General features: G+C 72.9%; 19 protein-coding genes and 1 riboswitch. Of the genes, 9 read left to right on the plus strand and 10 right to left on the minus strand.

Annotation, left to right across the window (positions count from 1 at the left end):
- Positions 1–65 precede the first annotated feature (65 nt).
- The 3 genes from P3T41_RS16750 to P3T41_RS16760 all read left to right on the plus strand — a co-directional run bounded on the left by P3T41_RS16750 (position 66) and on the right by P3T41_RS16760 (position 3646).
- Positions 66–599 (plus strand): DUF6299 family protein, encoded by a 534-nt coding sequence (locus tag P3T41_RS16750; RefSeq protein ID WP_280690661.1) that lies wholly within the window; start codon positions 66–68, stop codon positions 597–599.
- A 445-nt stretch (positions 600–1044) separates the two neighbouring features.
- On the plus strand, positions 1045–2694 hold the full coding sequence (locus tag P3T41_RS16755) for an APC family permease (protein ID WP_280690662.1): 1650 nt from the start codon (positions 1045–1047) through the stop codon (positions 2692–2694).
- A 100-nt stretch (positions 2695–2794) separates the two neighbouring features.
- Positions 2795–3646, plus strand: a complete 852-nt coding sequence (locus P3T41_RS16760) for an SAM-dependent methyltransferase (protein ID WP_280690663.1) — start codon at positions 2795–2797, stop codon at positions 3644–3646.
- A gap of 63 nt (positions 3647–3709) precedes the next feature.
- Here P3T41_RS16760 and P3T41_RS16765 read toward each other — a convergent pair whose 3' ends face one another.
- The 4 genes from P3T41_RS16765 to P3T41_RS16780 form a co-directional block, all read right to left on the minus strand.
- Positions 3710–4156, minus strand: coding sequence for an SRPBCC family protein (locus tag P3T41_RS16765; RefSeq protein WP_280690664.1), 447 nt, complete (start codon positions 4154–4156; stop codon positions 3710–3712).
- 4 nt (positions 4157–4160) lie between these two features.
- On the minus strand, positions 4161–4313 hold the full coding sequence (locus tag P3T41_RS16770) for a hypothetical protein (RefSeq protein ID WP_280690665.1): 153 nt from the start codon (positions 4311–4313) through the stop codon (positions 4161–4163).
- Positions 4314–4389: 76 nt separating this feature from the next.
- Positions 4390–5088, minus strand: coding sequence for a transcriptional regulator (locus P3T41_RS16775; protein WP_280690666.1), 699 nt, complete (start codon positions 5086–5088; stop codon positions 4390–4392).
- A 54-nt stretch (positions 5089–5142) separates the two neighbouring features.
- A complete protein-coding gene (locus tag P3T41_RS16780; protein WP_280690667.1) occupies positions 5143–6069 on the minus strand; it encodes a glutaminase in 927 nt (308 codons plus the stop codon).
- A gap of 70 nt (positions 6070–6139) precedes the next feature.
- Between P3T41_RS16780 and P3T41_RS16785 the strand changes: the two genes are divergently transcribed.
- Positions 6140–7018, plus strand: coding sequence for a DNA-formamidopyrimidine glycosylase family protein (locus tag P3T41_RS16785; protein ID WP_280690668.1), 879 nt, complete (start codon positions 6140–6142; stop codon positions 7016–7018).
- 93 nt (positions 7019–7111) lie between these two features.
- Positions 7112–8731: an AMP-binding protein gene (locus tag P3T41_RS16790; protein ID WP_280690669.1), complete on the plus strand. Its 1620-nt coding sequence runs from the start codon at positions 7112–7114 to the stop codon at positions 8729–8731.
- 7 nt (positions 8732–8738) lie between these two features.
- On the opposite strand, the gene P3T41_RS16795 is transcribed toward P3T41_RS16790, so the two are convergent.
- Positions 8739–10880, minus strand: coding sequence for an elongation factor G-like protein EF-G2 (locus P3T41_RS16795; RefSeq protein ID WP_280690670.1), 2142 nt, complete (start codon positions 10878–10880; stop codon positions 8739–8741).
- A gap of 139 nt (positions 10881–11019) precedes the next feature.
- Entirely contained in the window at positions 11020–12435 is a 1416-nt protein-coding gene (locus tag P3T41_RS16800) for an FAD-dependent oxidoreductase (protein ID WP_280690671.1), read from the minus strand.
- Between the two features lie 134 nt (positions 12436–12569).
- Between P3T41_RS16800 and P3T41_RS16805 the strand changes: the two genes are divergently transcribed.
- On the plus strand, positions 12570–13166 hold the full coding sequence (locus P3T41_RS16805; RefSeq protein WP_280690672.1) for a cupin domain-containing protein: 597 nt from the start codon (positions 12570–12572) through the stop codon (positions 13164–13166).
- Positions 13167–13199: 33 nt separating this feature from the next.
- On the opposite strand, the gene P3T41_RS16810 is transcribed toward P3T41_RS16805, so the two are convergent.
- From P3T41_RS16810 to P3T41_RS16825, 4 genes are all read right to left on the minus strand, one after another.
- Positions 13200–14051, minus strand: coding sequence for an isocitrate lyase/phosphoenolpyruvate mutase family protein (locus P3T41_RS16810; protein WP_280690673.1), 852 nt, complete (start codon positions 14049–14051; stop codon positions 13200–13202).
- A 62-nt stretch (positions 14052–14113) separates the two neighbouring features.
- The gene (locus P3T41_RS16815) at positions 14114–14953 is read right to left on the minus strand and encodes a DMT family transporter (RefSeq protein WP_280690868.1); all 840 of its coding nucleotides are present in this window, start codon (positions 14951–14953) and stop codon (positions 14114–14116) included.
- A gap of 182 nt (positions 14954–15135) precedes the next feature.
- Positions 15136–15564, minus strand: coding sequence for a YchJ family metal-binding protein (locus P3T41_RS16820; RefSeq protein WP_280690674.1), 429 nt, complete (start codon positions 15562–15564; stop codon positions 15136–15138).
- A 67-nt stretch (positions 15565–15631) separates the two neighbouring features.
- Positions 15632–16657, minus strand: a complete 1026-nt coding sequence (locus P3T41_RS16825; protein ID WP_280690675.1) for a transglycosylase family protein — start codon at positions 16655–16657, stop codon at positions 15632–15634.
- Between the two features lie 2 nt (positions 16658–16659).
- A riboswitch (cyclic di-AMP (ydaO/yuaA leader) is annotated at positions 16660–16826 on the minus strand.
- Between the two features lie 245 nt (positions 16827–17071).
- On the opposite strand from P3T41_RS16825, the gene P3T41_RS16830 reads away from it, so the two are divergent.
- The 3 genes from P3T41_RS16830 (at position 17072) to P3T41_RS16840 (ending at position 19666) form a co-directional block, all read left to right on the plus strand.
- Complete coding sequence (locus P3T41_RS16830) at positions 17072–17497, plus strand: PPOX class F420-dependent oxidoreductase (protein ID WP_280690676.1); 426 nt, start codon at positions 17072–17074, stop codon at positions 17495–17497.
- 145 nt (positions 17498–17642) lie between these two features.
- Complete coding sequence (locus P3T41_RS16835; protein ID WP_280690677.1) at positions 17643–18242, plus strand: hypothetical protein; 600 nt, start codon at positions 17643–17645, stop codon at positions 18240–18242.
- Between the two features lie 161 nt (positions 18243–18403).
- Positions 18404–19666: a hypothetical protein gene (locus P3T41_RS16840; RefSeq protein WP_280690678.1), complete on the plus strand. Its 1263-nt coding sequence runs from the start codon at positions 18404–18406 to the stop codon at positions 19664–19666.
- The last annotated feature ends 5 nt before the right edge of the window (positions 19667–19671 follow it).

Raw genomic sequence — 19671 nt, forward strand, 5'->3', positions numbered from 1 at the left:
GAGGAGATAGCTGTAGGCGCGACGCGCCATCACCGAGTGCGCGCAGCCCATCACTGGAGGTAGTCATGCGGATTGCTCCCGCTTCGATCCGGCTCCGCCCCCGTCCCGGCAGATCGGGCGCCGCCGGGCTGCTCGGCGCGGCCGTGCTCGCGCTGCTGGCCGGTGCCGCCCCCGCCGGCGCGGTCAACGGGGCGGTCGCCGGTCCGCCGAACGCCCCGATCAACCGTCCGGCCGCCGGTCCGGCGGGCCCGACCGGCGGCGGGGCCGTGGCCGTGGACGCGGTCGGCACCGTCGGGTCGGACGGCACCGTCACGCTCTCCGGCAGCTACCGCTGTCTGACCGGTGGGGCGGTCTTCGTCAGCAGCAGCCTGCGGATCGGCGACCAGTCCCGCAGCATCGGCAACGGCACCAGGGCCACCTGCGACGGGAGCCCGCACCGCTGGTCCAGCCAGGAGAAGCCGTACGCGCTCGACGCCAGGCCGGGCCCCGCCCGGGTGGAGGCGACGCTTGTGCATCTCACCGAGGGCCCGCTGGTGCCCATGCCCGAATTCCTCGCCGTGCAGCAACAGGACATCACCCTGGTCGCCGACGGCCGCTGAGCCGGGGTCGACCGGGCTCGGAGCCCGCAGCTGATGGGGCGTCAAACACTGCCGGGGGCTTGCGAAGCGGCGGGTGCCCCGGATTCCCGGGCCGCCGATTGGCACCCCCGGCGCACCTTATAGCTATACAGCGATTATGAAAAATATGACCGCGTGGGCCGACAATAATGCAGCAAGGTCCGAGAAGGCTCAAATGAAGCTCAAATATTGGTCTCGACCTGCTGGGCTGTAAGTGGTCAACTGCCGTGACGCCGCTGACCTGCAGCGATCCTGCCACACTCAGGATCCGCTCAGCCTTGGTGCGAACGCCCGAATTGGAGCGCCAAAGGGGCGGCGGGGTGCCCGGTGAACGTAACTATTCGGCTGAGGGGTCTTTGCAGATCCTTAATGGCCCGCTAGCGTTCACCGCACTCTCACCCGCCATCTTTGAAGAGGGTCCCCACACATGGCAGTTGTTGACAAAATAACGTCGTCCGGCACTGGTAGCGGTACCAAGCTCCGCCGGGACATCGGGCTGGTAGGCCTGCTCTGGGCCTCAGTCGGCTCGATCATCGGTTCCGGCTGGCTCTTCGGCGCCAAGAACGCCGTCATGGTCGCCGGGCCGGCGGCAGTTATCTCGTGGGGGATCGGGGCCGTCGCGATCGTGCTGCTCGCGCTGGTCCACGCGGAGCTGGGCGGTCTCTTCCCGGTATCGGGTGGGACGGCGCGCTACCCGCACTACGCCTTCGGCGGCCTGGCCGGCATGTCCTTCGGCTGGTTCTCCTGGCTCCAGGCGGCCACCGTGGCGCCGATCGAGGTCGAAGCCATGATCGGCTACTCGGCCTACTGGAAGAAGTACGTCAGCTTCTTCGGCGACCTCCAGCACACCAACGGCACGCTGACCGTCACCGGCTTCGTCGTCGCGGTCGTGCTGATGGCCGCCTTCGTGGCCGTCAACTTCCTCGGCGTCCGGCTGCTGGCCCGCACCAACAGCGCCGCCACCTGGTGGAAGGTCGCCGTCCCGCTGTTCGTGATCTTCATCCTGGCGCTGACCAACTTCCACCCGTCGAACTTCACCTCGCACGGCTTCCTGCCGTACGGCGTCAAGGGTGTGCTCGGCGCGATCAGCGGCAGCGGCATCATCTTCTCGCTGCTCGGCTTCGAGCAGGCGATCCAGCTCTCCGGTGAGAGCAAGAACCCGAAGAAGGACATCCCCCGCGCCGTCATCGGCTCGGTCGTGATCGGCACCCTGATCTACACCCTGCTGCAGGTCGTCTACATCGGCGCGCTGCCGGGCAGCTCCTTCGTCCACGGCTGGGCTCACCTGGCCTACCAGGGCATCGAGGGTCCGTTCGCCGGCCTGGCGACCGTCATCGGCCTCGGCTGGCTGGCGCTCATCCTGCGCATCGACGCGGTGATCTCGCCCGGTGGCACCGGCCTGATCTACACCACCTCGACCTCCCGGATCTCCTACGGCCTGAGCCGCAACGGCTACACGCCGAAGATCTTCGAGAAGACCGAGAGCCGTGGCGTGCCGTGGTTCGGCCTGATCATGGCCTTCATCACCGGTGTGATCTGCTTCCTGCCCTTCCCGAGCTGGCAGGCGCTGGTCGGCTTCATCTCCTCGGCCAGCGTGCTGATGTACGCGGGTGCCCCGCTGGCCCTCGGCGTCTTCCGCAAGCGGCTGCCGAACCGCGAGCGCCCCTACGTGCTCCCGGCTGCCGAGATCATCTCGCCGATCGCCTTCGTGGTCGCCGGTCTGATCATCTACTGGTCCGGCTGGGACACGCTGTGGCGCCTGGGCGTCGCGATCGTCCTTGGCTACGTCCTGCTCGGCTCCTACGCGGCCTACGCGATCGCGAAGAACCTGCCGGACGCGCCCAAGATGAACTTCAAGTCCGCGCAGTGGCTGCCGGTCTACCTGATCGGCCTCGGGGTCATCTCCAAGCTCGGCGGCTTCGGCGGCCTGAACGACATCCCGCTCTGGTGGGACATGGTGGTCGTCGCGGCCTTCTCGCTCGGCATCTACTACTGGGCCCGCGCGGTCGCGCTGCCCACCGAGGAGATCGAGCGCAACATCGGCACGATCGAGGTCGTCGACGAGGGCGGCCACTGACCGTCCGCCGCTGATCGCTGAACGCCGTCGGGCGCACCCCTACCCCCAGGGTGCGCCCGACGGCGTTCCGCTGTCAGAAGGGCCGCGTAGCATGCCCGCCATGACCGCCCATCAGATTCCCGAGGGGGTCGGCCGCACCGCGATCGGCGTGGCCCGGGCCCGCGCGTTCGAGAGCGCCCGGCCGGACCGCCTGTTCGACGACCCGTACGCGGCCGCCTTCGTCGTCGCCGCCGGCGAGCAGCCGCCCCTGGCGCCCCGGCCGAACCGCTCGCCCGCGCTGATCGCCATGGCGCGCCACCTGGTCGTCCGGACCCGCTTCTTCGACGACTACCTGCTGGGTGCCGCCCGCGAAGGCTGCGCGCAGGTGGTGGTGCCCGCCGTCGGGCTGGACACCCGGGCCTTCCGGCTCGCCTGGCCGGCCGGCACGCGGGTCTTCGAGCTCGACATGCCGCCGGTGCTGGCCTTCAAGGAGCGCGTGCTGGCCGAGCAGGGCGCCGTCGCTCCGGTGGAGCGCACCGTGCTCGCCGCCGACCTGCGCGAGGACTGGGCCACGGTGCTCGCCGGGGCGGGGTTCGACCCGGCGGTGCGCACCGTCTGGCTGCTGGAGGGGCTGCTGGTCTACCTCGGCTCGGACGAGGTCGCCGCGATCCTCGGCACCATCGGCGAACTCAGCGCCCCGGGCAGCCGGTTGGCGCTCACCCACGGGCGCGGCAGCAACGAGCCCGCACAGCCGGGCGGCCCGGCCGAGGAGATGGCGCCGGCCCCGGAGCTGAGCGCCGTCTACGCGCTGTGGCGCGGCGGCCTGGACGAGGACCCGATCAGCTGGCTGAACCGGCACGGATGGCAGGCCGAGCGCCACGACCGCGCCGAGCTGGCCGTCGGCTACGGCCGCCCCGCCGACTACCTGAGCTCGAACCGCAGCTTCGTCACCGCCGAGCGCACCGCCGGCTAGGGCCTCTGTCGGTGCGTCGCAAGTCGGCGGTGCGACCTGCGACGCACCGCCGACCACTTCGGATCAGCTGCCGGGCAGCGGGCGGTCCTCCTCGACCAGACGCTTGAACTGGGCCAGGTCGCCGCGGATGGTCTCCTCGATGGCGTGTGACTGGGCGAAGCCGTGCGGGCCGCCGTAGACCTCGTGGACGGCTTCCGGGTCGTACTCGACCCGTACCTGCATCCGGGTCGTACCGTTCTCCAGCGACCGCAGCGCGAAGGTGCCGCGAAGGTGGGCGGCGTCCAGGGTCTGCCAGTTCATCACCTGGTTCTCGCCGTGGTCGGTGATCGCGGTCTCGAAGACGCGTTCCGCGCCGGCCACCTCGATGTCGCAGTGGGCACGGTGGCTGCCGTGCGGGTGCGCATGCCGCAGGCCGGCCACGAACTCGGGGTACTGGTGGATCCGGTGCAGCTGCTCCCAGCACACCTGGACCGGGACGTCGACGTCGATCTGCTCTTCCAGCGTGCTCATCCGCTCACTCCGCGTCCTCGTAGGGTTCGCCCTCCGCGCGGGACTCGTCCTGGGCGTGCTGGACCTGATCGGAGGTGACACCCTCCAGCGCGTTCAAGTCCTCGGCCTCGGTGTCGTCCGGCTCGGTGTCCGCACGGTGCGGGCTGACGGTGGACATCAGTTGCCTCCCTGGAATTCAGGGGCGGTCGGTCTTAGTCCAGCGTGCGCCCGTCGGCTACCGTGGGCAACCGGCCTCAGGCCAGGCCCAGGCCCGGGTCCGGGTCGGCAACGGCTGCGGGGGAGAGGTCGGCGAGGGTGTTCCAGAACATCAACTCGTAGTCCTGCAGCAACCGTCCGTAGCGGCGGCCCTCGGCGAGCCGGGTCTCGTCGAAGCCGCCGGCCGTGACCACCGCCAGTGCCTCGTCGTCCAGTTCGGGGGCCGGCGTGGCGAAGAAGTCGAAGAAGGCGCAGGCGGCGTCGGAGAAGCCGTAGTGCCGGCGCAGCGCCCGCGCGGTGATCGCGCAGTAGTGGCCCCAGGCCGCGAAGTTGGCGGCCAGCGCGAGCACGATGGCGGTCGGCTCGCCGTTCAGGGCCAGCCAGGCGACCTGCCCGGGGTAGGCCTGGCAGCCGGCCAGCGGTTCGCGGGCGGGCAGCGCCGCCTGGTCCAGGCCGCAGGCGGCCGCGAAGGCGGTCAGTGCGGTGAGGGCCAGCGACTCGCCGTCGGCCAGCGTGGCGAAGTAGCCGCCGGCGGGCGTGTCGGCGCAGCGGGCGGCCAGCACCAGGAAGCTGCGCCGGTCGCTGCGCAGGATCCGGTACTGCTGCCCGGCCAGTTCGGCGAGCGTCGAGAGCGGAGCCAGGCCCTGCTCGATCCGGGGCACCAGGCGGTTGTCGTGTTCGGCCGGGGCGAGCTCCCGGCGGATCGTCAGCAGGGCCTCGCGGGGCGTCGGCGTCATGGCAGCAGGGTATCGGCGCGAGCACGGCCGGCGGTCGACACCGCTGACGTGTCGTCAGAAGACGGACCAGCCGGTGGCCGTGGTGAAAGCGTCGAGCGCGGTGACCGCGCCGACCGAGTTGCCGGCCCGGTCCAGCGCCGGTCCCCAGGCGCAGAGCGCGCCGCGCCCAGGGACGATGGCGAGGATCCCGCCGCCGACCCCGCTCTTGCCCGGCAGCCCGACCCGGTAGGCGAAGTCGCCCGCCGCGTCGTAGGTGCCGCAGGTCAGCAGCACCGCGTTGATCCGCTTGGCGTCGCTGCGCGAGAGCAGCCGGCTGCCGTCGGCGCGCAGGCCGTGCCGGGCCAGGAAGAGGCCGGCCTGCGCGAGGTCGCGGCAGCTGGCGCTGATCGCGCAGTGCGCGTAGTAGTGCGTGAGGACCGCGTCGACCGGGTTCTCCAGGTTGCCGTAGCTGGCGATGAAGTGGGCGAGCGCGGCGTTGCGGTGGCCGTGGGTGGCCTCGGAGGCGGCCACCGCCGGGTCGGTGTCCAGCAGCGGGTTGCCCGACTCGGCGCGCAGGAACTCGCGCACCGCGCCGCCGGCGTCCCCGGTGAGGGTGAGCAGGTGGTCGGTGACCACCACGGCGCCCGCGTTGATGAACGGGTTGCGCGGGATGCCCTGCTCGGACTCCAGCTGGATCAGCGAGTTGAACGGCGTGCCGGACGGCTCGCGGCCCACCCGGTGCCAGATCCCCTCGCCGCCGGTGGCCAGCGTGAGGGCGAGGGTGAAGAGCTTGGAGATGGACTGGATGGAGAACGGCGCCTCCCAGTCGCCCGCGCCGTACAGCTCGCCGTCGACGGTGGCCAGGGCCAGCCCGAAGGTGGCCGGATCGACCGCGCCGAGCGCGGGGATGTAGTCGGCCACCCGCCCGGTGGTCAGCACGGGCCGGGCGGCGTCCACGGCGCGCTGGAGTTCGAGCTGGTAGTCGATCCGGTCATAAAGCATATGAGCACTTTTTCACGACGCGGCGGCGTCGACCAGCGGCCCCCACCGCTGCGGCGGCAGACTGGATGGTATGCCGGAATTGCCCGAAGTCGAAGCGCTCAGCGCCTTCCTGGCGGAACAGCTGGTCGGCCGCGAGATCGACCGGGTGTACCCGGTCGCCGTCAACGTGCTCAAGACCTACGACCCACCGGTCACCGCGCTGGAGGGCCGCACCGTGACGGCGGTCGGGCGGCGCGGCAAGTTCCTGGTGATCACCGCCGGCGGCGGCGCCGACGAACTCCACCTGGTGATCCACCTGGCCCGGGCCGGCTGGCTGCGCTGGCAGCGGAAGATGTCCGCCGAGCCGCCGCACCCCGGCAAGGGACCGCTGGCCCTGCGCGTGCGCCTGGTGGACCCTCCCACCACGGGCTTCGACCTGACCGAGGCCGGCACCAAGAAGGGCCTGGCGGTCTCGGTGGTCGCCGATCCGGCCGAAGTCCCCGGCATCGCCCGCCTGGGCCCCGACCCGCTGGACCCCGCGTTCACGCTCGCCGCGCTGCGCGCGCTGCTGGCCGGTGAGCGCCGCCAGCTCAAGGGCGTGCTGCGGGACCAGAGCGTGCTGGCGGGCATCGGCAACGCCTATTCGGACGAGATCCTGCACGTCGCGAAGATGTCGCCCTTCAAGCTGGCGGCCAAGCTCACCGAGCCGGAGACCGAGATCCTCCACCGGGCGATCGGCGACACCCTGCGCGATGCCGTCGAGCGCTCGCGCGGGCTGGCCGCCGGGGAGCTGAAGGCGGAGAAGAAGATCGGCCTACGGGTGCACGGCCGGGCCGGTCAGCCCTGCCCGGTCTGCGGGGACACCATCCGCGAGGTCTCGTTCGCCGACTCGGCGCTGCAGTACTGCCCGACCTGCCAGACCGGCGGCAAGCCGCTGGCCGACCGGCGGCTCTCCCGGCTGCTCAAGTGACGGCGAGGGTATGGCGGTGACGCTGCGGGGTATGGCAGCCTCGCTTCCCGGTTCCCACCCTCACCCGTCCCGTCGCCCGTCCTGGAGCTGCCGATGCTCAGCCACGCCCACGGTGCCACCGACCGCCCCCTGCTGACCGAGACGATCGGTGCCGCCCTGGCCCGCACGGTGGCCGCCTTCGGCGAGCGCGAGGCGCTGGTCGACGTCCCCAGCGGCCGGCGCTGGACCTACCGTCAACTCGCCGCCGAGGTGGACGCGGTGGCGCACGGGCTGCTCGCGCTCGGCGTGCGGACCGGCGACCGGGTCGGCATCTGGTCGCCGAACTGCGCCGAGTGGGTGCTGGTGCAGTACGCGACCGCCCGGATCGGCGCGATCCTGGTGAACATCAACCCGGCCTACCGCACCCACGAACTCGAGTACGTGCTGCGCCAGTCCGGGATCGGCGTGGTGGTGGCGATGCCCGCCTACAAGACCTCCGAGTACGCGGCGATGCTGGCGGCGGCCCGGCCGAACTGCCCGGAGCTGCGCGAGGTGGTGCTGATCGGCGAGGACTCCTGGGACGGGCTGCTCGGCGCCGGGCGGGCGGGCGACCCGGCGGCGCTGGCGGCCGTCGCGGCCGAGCTCGGGGCCGACGATCCGATCAACATCCAGTACACCTCGGGCACCACCGGCTTCCCCAAGGGCGCCACCCTGTCGCACCGCAACATCCTCAACAACGGGTACTTCGTCGGCGAGTTGTGCGAGTACACCGAGCAGGACCGGATCTGCGTCCCGGTGCCGTTCTACCACTGCTTCGGCATGGTGATGGGCAACCTGGCGGCCGTCTCGCACGGCGCCTGCGTGGTCATCCCGGCCCCGACCTTCGACCCCGCCGCCACCCTGGCCGCCGTCGCCGCCGAGCGCTGCACCTCGCTCTACGGCGTGCCGACCATGTTCATCGCCGAACTCGACGACCCCGGCTTCGCCGACCACGACCTGAGCTCGCTGCGCACCGGCATCATGGCCGGCTCGCCCTGCCCGGCCGAAGTGATGCGGCAGGTCATCGAGCGGATGCACATGCGCGACGTGTCGATCTGCTACGGCATGACCGAGACCTCCCCGGTCTCCACCCAGACCCGCCGCGAGGACGGCTTCGAGCAGCGGATCGCCACCGTCGGCCGGGTCGGGCCGCAGTTGGAGGTCAAGGTGATCGACCCGGCCACCGGCGCGACCCTGGAGCGCGGCACGCCCGGCGAACTGTGCACCCGGGGCTACTCGGTGATGATCGGCTACTGGGAGCAGCCCGAGCGCACCGCCGAGGTGCTGGACGCCGAGGGCTGGATGCACACCGGCGACCTCGCGGTGATGGACCGGGACGGGTACCTGGCGATCACCGGGCGGATCAAGGACCTGGTGATCCGGGGCGGCGAGAACATCTACCCCCGGGAGATCGAGGAGTTCCTGCTCACCCACCCCGACATCCTGGACGTCCAGGTGGTCGGGGTGCCGGACGAGAAGTACGGCGAGGAGCTGATGGCCTGGATCCGGCTGCGGACCGGTGCCCCCGGGCTGACCGCCGAGATGCTGCGGGCGTACTGCACGGGGCGCCTGGCGCACTACAAGATCCCGCGGTACGTGCACCTGGCGGACGCCTTCCCGATGACCGTGACCGGCAAGGTGCGCAAGGTGGAGATGCGCGAGGAGGCGGTGCGGCTGCTCGCCCAACAGGGCTGACGGTCCGTCAGTCCCGCGCCTTGGCGACCCGGTCCGCGAGCGCGGCGGGCATCGGGTCGTAGCGCAGCGGGCTGCGGGTGAACGAGCCGGTGCCGTGCGAGAGCGAGCGCAGGTCGACCGCGTAGCGGGTCAGCTCCAGTTCGGGCACCTCGGCCCGCAGCAGGCTCTGCCCGGGCCCGGCCGGCTCGGTGCCCAGCACGCGTGCCCGGCGCACCGACAGGTCGCTGAGCACCGCGCCCTGGTACTCGTCCGGTACCAGCACGCCGACCACGGCCACCGGCTCCAGCAGGCGCACGGTGGTCCGGGTCGCCGCGTCGCGCAGCGCCAGCGCGCCCGCCGACTGGAAGGCGGCGTCCGAGGAGTCCACCGAGTGCGCCTTGCCGTCCACCAGCGTGACCCGGACGTCCACCAGCGGGTAGCCCTCGCCCACGCCGTTCGCCAGCTGGGCCCGGACACCCTTCTCCACCGAGGGGATGAAGTTGCGGGGCACCGCGCCGCCGACCACCTTGTCGACGAACTCGAAGCCGCTGCCGCTGGGCAGCGGCTCGACCAGCAGCTCGCAGATCGCGTACTGGCCGTGCCCGCCGGACTGCTTGACCAGCCGGCCGTGCCCGGTGGCGGACCCGCCGAAGGTCTCGCGCAGCGCCACCTGGTACTCGACCTGCTCGACCTGCACGCCGAACTGCGCGCTCAGCAGGTGCAGCAGCACCCCGGCATGTGCCTCGCCGGTGCACCAGAGGACCAGCTGGCGGGTGTCGGGGTTCTGCTCGACCCGGACGGTCGGATCCTGCGCGGCCAGCCGGGACAGGCCCTGGGCCAGCTTGTCCTCGTCACTGCGGCTGTGGGCCGCGATCGCGATCGGCAGCAGCGGTTCCGGCAGCTCCCACCGGGTGAGCGTGGCCGGGGCGGCCGGGTCCGAGAGGGTGTCGCCGACCCTGGCGCCGGTCAGCTTGCCGACGCAGACCAGGTCGCCCGCCACCGCGTGCGGGACCGGGCGCTGCTGCTTGCCGAACGGGCTGGTCAGGCCCGCGATCCGCTCGTCGGCGGCCTGGTGGGCGGCCCCGGCGCGCTGCTCGGCGGCGTCCGGGCCCGCCACGTGCAGCGGGCTGTCCGGGTGCAGGGTGCCGGAGAAGACCCGCACCAGGCTCAGCCGGCCGACATACGGGTCGCCGGTGTTCTGGATCACCTGGGCGACCAGCGGGCCGCGCGGGTCGCCCGGCAGCTCGCTCCCGTCGGTGAACTCGGGCAGCGGCCGGTCGCTCGGGGCGGGGTAGGCGGAGACGATCAGGTCGAGCAGGTCGACCGCGCCGGTGCCGTCCTCGGTGATCGGCAGCACCGGGTGGATCGCGTCGTGCAGCACCGCGCCGCGCAGCCCCCGGGTGAGCGCGTCCTCGTCCAGCGTCTCGCCGCCGAGGTAGCGCTCGAGCAGCTCGTCGTCCTCACCCGCGATCGCCTCCACCAGCCGCTCCCGGGCCGGACCGGTCGCCGGCGCCGACTCCGCCCGGCCCTGGGTCTGCGCCTGGCCGTGAGTCCGGCCCTGACCGTGGAACTCGCCGGAGAGCAGCTCCACCGTGCCGCGCACCTGCCCTTCGCTGCGCACCGGCAGGTCCAGTGGCTGCACCGAGTCCGGGTGCCCGGCGCCGAAGGCCTCCTGACAGCTCTTCAGTACCTCGTCGAAGTCCGCCCGCGCCGCATCCATATGGGTGACCGCGATGGCCCGGGGCAGGCCGAGCACCGCGCACTCCTGCCAGAGCGCCCGCACCGGACCGCCGATCGGGTCGGTCGCCGAGATCACGAAGACCGCCGCGTCGGCGGCCCGCAGCGCGGCCCGCAGCTCGCCGGCGAAGTCGGCGTGGCCCGGCGGGTCGAGCAGGTTGATCTTGACGTCCCGCCAGCCGACCGGCACCAGGGCGAGCCGGACCGAGCGCTGCTGCTGGTGCTCGATCTCCTCGTGGTCGGAGACGGTGGTGCCCTCGCTCACCCGCCCGGCCCGGGGCAGCTCCCCGGCGGCCAGCGCCAGCGACTCGGTGAGCGTGGTCTTGCCGGCCCCGCTGACGCCGACCAGGACCACGTTGCGCACCTGCTCGGGCCGATCGACGGCGGTGACCTGTCCGGCCGCGCCGGCCCGGGATGATGCTCGCTCGGACATGCCGGTGCTCCTCGGACGCACGGGAAAGCTGGTCCTTCGAGCTTTCCACCGGGTCAGGCCGGGGTCCACCGGGGCACGGCCCAAGGGCCTAACGGGAGGCGGCGGCCGCCGCGGCGTTCTCGGGGCTTGCCGTGCGGGTTCAGTGCCGGCCGGCGATCCGGTCGGCGACTCGTGCGATCGGCGAGGTGGTGGGCCGGCCGTCGCGTTCCTGGCGATCCGCGGCGTGGAAGGCGGTGTACATGCTGTGCACGCCGAGCCAGCGCAGCGGCTCCGGCTCCCAGCGGCGGACCGTGTGGCCGACCCAGGGCAGCGTGGTCAACTCGCTCTCGCCGGCCGCCGAGGTCTCCCGCAGGACCAGGTCGCGCAGGGTCCGGGCGGCGAGGTTCGCGGTGGTGACCCCGCTGCCCACGTAGCCGCCGGCCCAGCCCAGGCCGGTGCGCGGGTCCAGCTCGACGGTGCAGCACCAGTCGCGTGGGACGCCGAGGACCCCGGACCAGGCGTGGGCGACGCGCGTGTCGGCGGCGGCCGGGAAGAAGGCGGTCAGGATCGCCCGTAGCTCGTCGACGGTCCGCTGGGCGGTGGCCCCGTCGTGGTCGATGCGCGAGCCGAAGCGGTAGGGCACGCCGCGTCCGCCGAGTGCGATCCGGTCGTCGGCGGTGCGTTGGGCGTACATGTAGGCGTGCGCCAGGTCGCCCAGGGTCTCCCGGCGCTGCCAGCCGACCTGCTCCCAGAACGACGCCGGCAGCGGATCGGTGACGATCATGGAGGAGTTCATCGGCAGCCAGGTCCGCCGCTGGCCGCGCAGGGCCGCGGTGAATCCCTCGGTGGCCCGGAGCACGAACCGGGCGGAGACCGTCCCGCGCGCGGTGACGGCCTGGGCCTGCCGCTCGGCGCCGGCGGGCCGGATCTCGGTGACCGTGGTGCCCTCGTACACCTCGACGCCGAGGCCCAGTACCGTGGCGGCCAGGCCTCTGACCAGGCGGGCCGGCTGGATCCGGGCGCCATGCGGACTCCAGCTCGCGCCCAGCGTGCCGGCCACGGCGAGCCGTTCGGCGGCCTCGGTGGCCGAGAGCAGCAACTGGTCCTGCTGGCCGAAGGCGTGCTCCTCGGCGACGAACGCCTGCAGACGGGCCAGTTGTGGCCGGCTGCGGGCCACCTCCAGCACCCCGCCCTTGACGATGTCGGCCTCGATGCCCTCGGCGTCGGCGGCCCTGATCACCTCGTCCACCGAGGCGTTCATGGCCTGTTGCATGCGGATCGCGGCGTCCTTGCCGTGGCTGCGGGCGAAGGCCGCGCGGCCGGCGAACCCGCCGTAGAGCCAGCCGCCGTTGCGGCCGGAGGCGCCGTAACCGCAGAACCGCTGCTCCAGCACCGCCACCCGCAGGCTCGGATCGGCCTTCTTCAGGTAGTAGGCCGTCCACAGGCCGGTGTAGCCGCCGCCCACCACGCACACGTCCACCTCGGTGGAACCGTCGAGTGGCCGGCGGGGCTCTGGCGCGCCCAGCGAGGCGTACCAGAAGGAGACGCCGCCGTTGGTGGTGGTGACTGTGCCCACGGGAACCTGCTTCCGATCTGTTCCGGTCGATGCTGGTGGGAGTCGAGGTTCAGCTGCATTGAACAAGAAGTTCAGTGAAGCTAGCATCGGCGTTAAGTGGTGGCAAGGGCCGCAGAGATCGAGGGATGGTGGTCATGACGCGATCGTCCGGGGGGAACGGCGAATCGCACGTCGGTGTCCGGGTACGGGACTACCGGCAGATGCGCCGGTTGACTCTGCGTGCGCTGGGCGAGGCGGCCGGGGTCAGTCCCAGCTTCCTGAGCCAGTTGGAGAACGGGCGCACCGAGGCGAGCGTCGGCTCGCTGCGTCGCATCGCCGTGGCACTCAACATCTCGGTCGCCGACCTGTTCGAGAGCGGCGAGCCGGCGCGGCACCAGGTCCTGCGGCGCGCGGACCGACCCGAGGTGGGCGTCCAGGCCGGCTCGCGCAAGTTCATGATCGCGCAGCCGCCGCTGCGTCATCTGGAGGTCTACAGCGCCGACTTCGAGCCCGGGGCCAGCACCGGCGACACCGCGTACTCCCACGGCGACGCCCAGGAGATCCTGCTGGTCCTCAGCGGCGAGGTCAGCCTCGAACTCGACGGCGAGCAGCACGTCCTGACGACCGGGGACAGCATCGAGTACGCCACCTCGGTGCCGCACCGTCTGGTGAACACCGCGGCCACCGCCACCGAGGTGCTCTGGATCATCAGCCCGCCGACGCCCGCCGAAGTCCCGGTCGAGCGGTCCTGACTGGTCGACCGGGAGTCGTCCGTCGGGGGGGCGTCAAAGCTGGTCGCTCATCAGGGAGTTGGCCTCGGACATCGGCATCGCGTCGGCGAACGAGGCGAAGCCGCCGGTGTTCAGGATCTCGGCGGCGGAGCGTTGGGCGGCGGCCAGGGCGACCCGGGCGAAGGCCGAGCCGACACTGATCCGGCGGGCACCCAGCTCGGCGAGCTGACGGACCGTCAACTTGGCGAGCGGGCCGGCGGCGAGCACGTTGACCGGCTTGTCGACGGCGGCGCAGACGGTGCGGACGGCCTCGGCGTCCGGCAGACCGGGCGCGAACAGGACGTCGGCGCCGGCGGCTTCGAAGGCCCGCAGGCGGCGTACGGTGTCGTCCAGGTCCGGCCGGCCGTGCAGGAAGTTCTCGGCGCGGGCGGTGACCGTGAACGGGAAGTCGAGTTCGCGGGCCGCCGCCACGGCGGCCCGGATCCGCTCCACGGCCTGCTCGAACGGGTGGATGGGAGTGGCGGGGTCGCCGGTGGCGTCCTCGATCGAACCGCCGACCAGTCCGGTCGCGGCGGCCAGCCGGATCGTCTCGGCCACCGCGTCCGGGCTCGCGCCGAAGCCGTTCTCCAGGTCGGCGGAGACCGGCAGGTCGGTGGCGGTGACGATGGCGCGGGCGTTGGCCAGCGCCTCCTCGCGGGTGACCAGGTTCGCGCCGTCGGTGCGGCCGAGCGCGAAGGCCAGCCCCGCGCTGGTGGTGGCCACCGCGGTGAAGCCCAGGGCGCTCAGCAGGCGCGCGGTGCCCTGGTCCCAGGCGTTGGCGACGACGAAGGCGCCGGGGCCGGCGTGCAGGTCGCGGAAGGCGTGCGCGCGGCGGCGCTGGTCGTCAGGGGTGATGGGAAGCTGCACGGGGAGTCCTCTGCTGATGAGTAGTCAGCTGACGGTATGTCAGAAGAGCGCTGTGCCGACGGTCAGCGCCGACGGGCGAGGGCGACGCCGCCCAGGCAGAGGCAGCCGCCGGCCAGGCTCAGCAGAGCCGGCACCTCGCCGAGGATCGCCCAGGACATGACCACCACCAGCGCCGGGACGGCATAGGTGGTGGCGCCCATCCGGCCGGCGGTGGTGCGGGAGAGCGCGTAGGCCCAGGTGCTGAAGGCGAGCGCGGTGGGGAACAGGCCCAGGTAGACCAGGTTGAGCGTGGCCGACAGCGGGGCGTGGCCGAGCTGGCCGGCGAGCTGTCCGGAGAACGGCAGGCAGGCCACCGTGCCGATCAGGCAGCCGAAGGCGGTGGCCTGCAGCGCAGTCGCGTGCCGCAGCGCGGGCTTCTGGGCCACCACACCGGCCGCGTAGAGCAGGGCGGCGGCCAGGCAGAGCAGCACGCCCAGCACCGAGGAACCGCTGCCGCCCGACTGCGCGAGACCCACCACCACCGCGCCCGCGAACGAGACGGCCATGCCGACCATCAACTGCCGCGGGAATCCCTCGCGCAGCAGCCAACCGCCCAGCAGCGCGATCAGCATCGGGCCGATGTTCACCACCATGGCGGCCGTGCCGGCGTCGACCTTCTGCTCGCCCCAGTTGAGCGCGACCATGTAGAGGCCGAACCAGAGCAGCCCGGAGAGCGCGATGCCCGGCCAGGCGGCGCGGGGTGGCAGGCCTTCGCGGCGGATGGCCCAGACGGCCAGCAGCGCGATCGAGCCGACGGTCAGCCGGCCCAGCGCGAGCGCACCAGGGCCGTAGTGCGCGGCGGCCGAACGGATCGCCACGAAGGCCGAGGCCCAGAGCAGCACGGTGACGGTGGCCGCGGCCATCGCCTTGGGGTTGAGCTTGGCACCGGGTGGGGCGGTGGTGGGGGCAGCGGTAGGGGCGGTGACTGCGGAGGGGGCGCCTTGGTCCATGCGGGCCAAGCTAGCCCGGGGTTGCCGGGGCGGCCAGGCAATTAGCGGCCGCCCGCGGGCCCCCGGCAGGGCGCCGGCGAGGACGGCAGGACGGTTCAGTCGGCGACCACGCCGTCCAGGTAGACCCAGACGCCCTGGTCGCGCACGAAGCGGCTCTTCTCCCGCATGCTGCCGGAGAGGCCCTGTTCCTGGTAGCGGGCGACGAACTCCACCGTGCCCTCCTGGTGGAACGGGCCGCCCTCGGTGCTGCCCAGGATCTCCAGCCGCTGCCAGCGCAGTCGGGGATCGAAGTCGACGGCCGGCGGCCGGGTCTGCGGGTGCCAGCTGCGCAGCAGGTAGGCGGCGTCCTCGACCACGAAGGCGCTGAACCGCGAGCGCATCAGCTGCTCGGCGGTGGTCGCCTGGGCCAGGCCGCTGTGCAGCCGGCCGCAGCAGTCGGCGTAGCTCGCGGGCAGTCCGCACGGGCAGCGGTCCGGCGTGGCGGGGGCGGGGGCCGGGCGGGGCCTGGTGGGGCGTCGTGACATGGGTCCATTCTGACGGCTGCCCGAGGTGCCCGGCGCCAGGGGCGCCGGGCACGGGGCTGACGGTCCGTCAGGGCAGCTGGAGCTGCTGACCGGGGTAGATCAGGTCGGGGTTGGTGCCGACCGTGCCGAGGTTGTCCTGGTAGAGGTGCTGCCAGGTGTCGAGGTGGTGGCTCTGGGCGATGGTCCAGAGGTTGTCGCCGTGCTGGACGGTGTAGCCCTGGCCGGCGGCGGGGGACTGGGGGGTGCCGGGCGCGGCCGGGGTTGCCGGGGTGGTCGGATCGGCTACGGGCGCGCTGGTCGGGGCGGTGCTCGGCGTGCCAGTGGCGGGGGTGGTCGCGGTGCCGGCCGGGGGAGTGCTGCTCTGGGCCTGGGTCGGCGCCGCGGGGGCCTGGGTTGCCGGGGTCGGCGAGCTGGTCGGCGCCTGCGGGGTCGGGCTGGCGGTGGGCGCGGCGGCGTTGGTGGTGCCGGGCGCGGCCGGCGCCGGCGCCGGGGCCGTGGTGCCGGGGGCGGCCGGGTCCTGGGTCGGCGCAGCCGTCGACGTGGGCGCGGAGCCGGGCAGGGGGCTGGTCGAGGTGCCCGTCGAGGTGCTGGGCCCGATCGACACGCCGATCACCGGCGCGGTCGGCGTGTCGGTGATCGGGGGTGCGGTCGTGGGCGCGGACGTCGACGCAGTGGGCGCGGGTGTGGGCACGGAGGTGGCGGTCGGTGCGGTCAGCCCCGCCACCGTCGCGCAGTTCCCCCAGACGCCCGGACCCTGGCCGGCGAGCAACTGCTCGGCCACCTTGATCTGCTGCGCCTCGGTCGCGTGCGAGGCCACCGCGCCGTACCGGTCGCCGCCGTTGGCGACCCAGTCCTGCTGGGTGAACTGCAGCCCGCCGTAGTGCCCGTTGCCCGTGTCGGCGCTCCAGTTGCCGCCGGTCTCGCACTGGGCCACCGTGTCCCAGGCCGTGGCCGGGGCGGCGTGCGCGCCGGTGGCCGTGAGCAGTGGCAGGGCCAGACCGGCGCCGGCCACGGTCGCGACGGCCACTGCGCGGTCGGCCTGGCTCGGCCGACGGTGGCGGCCCGGACCGGAGAACACCCCGGATATGCCCATGGAAGATCCCTCTCCGCACGCCTGCGAGGTGAGCTGTCGGGTTCGGACCGGAGGCTGGCCCGGCCGTTCGCGCGGACGGATCCGGCGGACGGCTTCACCCCGAGCCGTACGGGGACGGCATGAATCCTGGGTCCCCCGCCCCTGCCCAGAGGTGTGTCGTGGTCCCGGGAGCGCGTTGGGCAGGACTCGGCGTACCGCGTCCGGGTGCCCGCACGGTGACGGGTTGCTGGGGAGACTAGACGGATCATCACCCTGATAACAACCCCGCATCGCACACGTCACACGCGAATCACGGCAGCTGGGCGATGCTCCGTACCGGGAACACCGCGCGCTGTCGCGGCCGATTCGCCTCCCGGCCCGCTAGTTTGGCGGTGGAACAGCCGATCAGTTGCTTCAGTTGCTGAGGAGAGGCCGATGGCCGACGAAGTCAAGATCCGTGAACTGTTCGCCGCCCAACGGACCGGCGTGCTGGTGACCCTGAAACGGGACGGGCGGCCCCAGCTCTCCAATGTCCGCTATGCGTACGACCCGGCTCGGGAGCTGATCCGGGTCTCGATCACCGCCGATCGCGTGAAGGCGAAGAACCTGGCCCGCGACCCGCGGGCGAGCCTGTACGCGACCAGCCCGGACTACGGGACCTGGGCGGTGGCCGAGGGCACCGCCGAGCTGACGCCGGTGGCCGCCGCCGAGGACGACGCCACCGTCGAGGAGTTGGTCGACCTCTACCGCACGCTGTCAGGCGAGCACCCGGACTGGGACGAGTACCGCGCGGCGATGGTCCGCGATCGCCGGCTGGTGGTCGAACTGCACGTCGAGCACCTGTACGGCCAGACGCCCTGACGCTGGACGGCCGGGCGGCGCAAGGGAGTTGCCCACCCGCCCGGCCGAGCGGGTTTGCCCGATCGGCGGACATCGCGCCGCGCACCACCGCACCATAGGGGGCACGCGCGCCCGACCGGGATGCGGTGGGCGCACCGGGAGCGAGGTGAGGGCTGTGCACGAGTTGGAGCCGGCCATCGAGGCGGCCGAGGGCGATCCGCACTGGTGGTGGGAGGTGGACGCCGCGCTGATGGGCAAGGCGGCCGCCTTGGACGTGGCCATGTACTGGGCCCGGGGGCTGACCAACTGGGCGGCCAGATACGACCCCCGGGTGGCCGGCGGCGATCTGGCGGCGGTGCGGACCCTGCTCGGCCTGGCGGTCTACCGCGCGGCCCAGGGCGAGGGCGTCACCGATCCGGGCCGGATCCCCACCCTGCTGCCGCTGCTGACGCTCGCTCGCGGCGTGGCCAGGACCACCGCGGAGGTCCGCCCGCTCGGCTACGGTGACCGGGGGCGGCTGCGGCTGGCCGACCGGGCCCGGCTGCGGACCGCGTTGGACGACCCGGATCAGGCCGTCTTCGAGCGGCTGCGCAAGGAGACGGTCCTGGTGCTGGTGGCCAACACCGACCACGCGCGCACCGAGATGTGCCGCCGGTCCAACGACGCGACGGTCTGGAAGGACCGCCCGCTGATCACCATCAACTCGCGTGAGCCGCAGCTGCCGGAGCACGGGGCGCTGCCCTGGGACTGGTACAGCACCGGCTGACCGCGCCGGCCCGGTCGATCCGCCGAGCCACCCGGCCGCCGACCGGCCGCCCCGGTCGTGCCTGCCGTGGCGGCTCTCCCGTACGCTCTGGGGTCCGCGGGCCGAATACACCCGGCCGGCGCGAGACAACGGCACTGTGCGGTACAGGGGGAGAGCAGAGCATGAGCGGCGATGACGTGTGGCGGGCGCCGGATCCGGAGCCCGATCCGGCGCCGGGGCAGCCGGGCGGCGGGCAGGCCGACGCGGCGGCGCCGAGTGACCGGCCGGGCGCCGCCGGCCCGTACCCGCCGCCACCGCCGCCGTACCAGCAGGCCTACCAAGCCACTCAGGGCTACCAGGGCCCGTACCCCGGCGCCGCGCCGGGTGGTTGGCCGCCGCCCTGGGCGGGTTGGGGCGTTCGGCCCGCGCCGCCCAAGCCCGGGGTGATACCGCTGGCCCCGCTCGGGCTCGGCGACGTGCTCAGCGGTGTCTTCACCACCATGCGCCGCTACGTCAAGCCGCTGCTGCTGCCGCTGCTCGGCGTGCTGGCGGCCGCCGCCGTGCTGTTCACCGTCTACGGCACCGTGGGCTACCTGCTGACCTCGGGGACCTTCCAGCAGTTGTCGGACCAGACCGCGGCCCAGCCGACCGACAGCCAGGGTTTCACCATCGGCGTGCTCGCCATCGTCGGCGGGCTCCTGCTGCTGCTCTGCTTCCTGGCGTTCTCGCTGGTGGCGAGCGTGTCGAGTGCGGCGGTGCTGCGGCACGCCGTGGTCGGCCGCCCGGTGACGGCCGGTCAGCTCTGGTCGCAGGCCCGCCCCCACCTGTGGCGGGTGCTCGGTGCCCAGCTGCTGCTCGCCGCGGCCGGGCTCGCCGCGGTGCTGGTCGCGCTGGTGCCGGCCACCGTGCTCGGGCTGCTGACCGACAGCGGTGCCGTGTTCGGCGTGCTGGCGGTGCTCCTGCTGCTGGTGGTGCTGGGGCTCGGCGGCTACGCCGGGGTGCGGCTGACCCTGCTGGTCCCGGTGGTGGTGCTGGAGAACCGGCGCCCGGTCGCCGCGATCCGCCGGGCCTGGACGCTCAACCACGGCGCCTGGTGGCGCAGTCTGGGCATCCCGTACCTGATCCGGATGATCGGATCCTTCGTCAGCCAGGCGATTCTGGCCCCGGCCTGGGTGATCGGCGTGATCGGGCTCGGCCTCACCGCCGGCGATCGGGTCGACCAGTACGGGGACACCGTGTCCGGCGGCCCCTCGGCCTTCGGCGTGGTCTTCTGCATCGCCTTCGTGCTGCTGGGCCTGGGCGTCGCGACGGTGCTCACCGCACCGATCACGCCGCTGACCGACGGGCTGCTCTACGTCGACCGGCGGATTCGCCGCGAGGCACTGGCCGACTCGCTCGCGGCGCAGGTCGGAATCCCCGTTCCACCGCGTACTCCTGGCGTCTAGGACGT

Origin of the sequence: Kitasatospora sp. GAS204B (assembly GCF_029892155.1) — a bacterium.
Lineage (GTDB): Bacteria > Actinomycetota > Actinomycetes > Streptomycetales > Streptomycetaceae > Kitasatospora.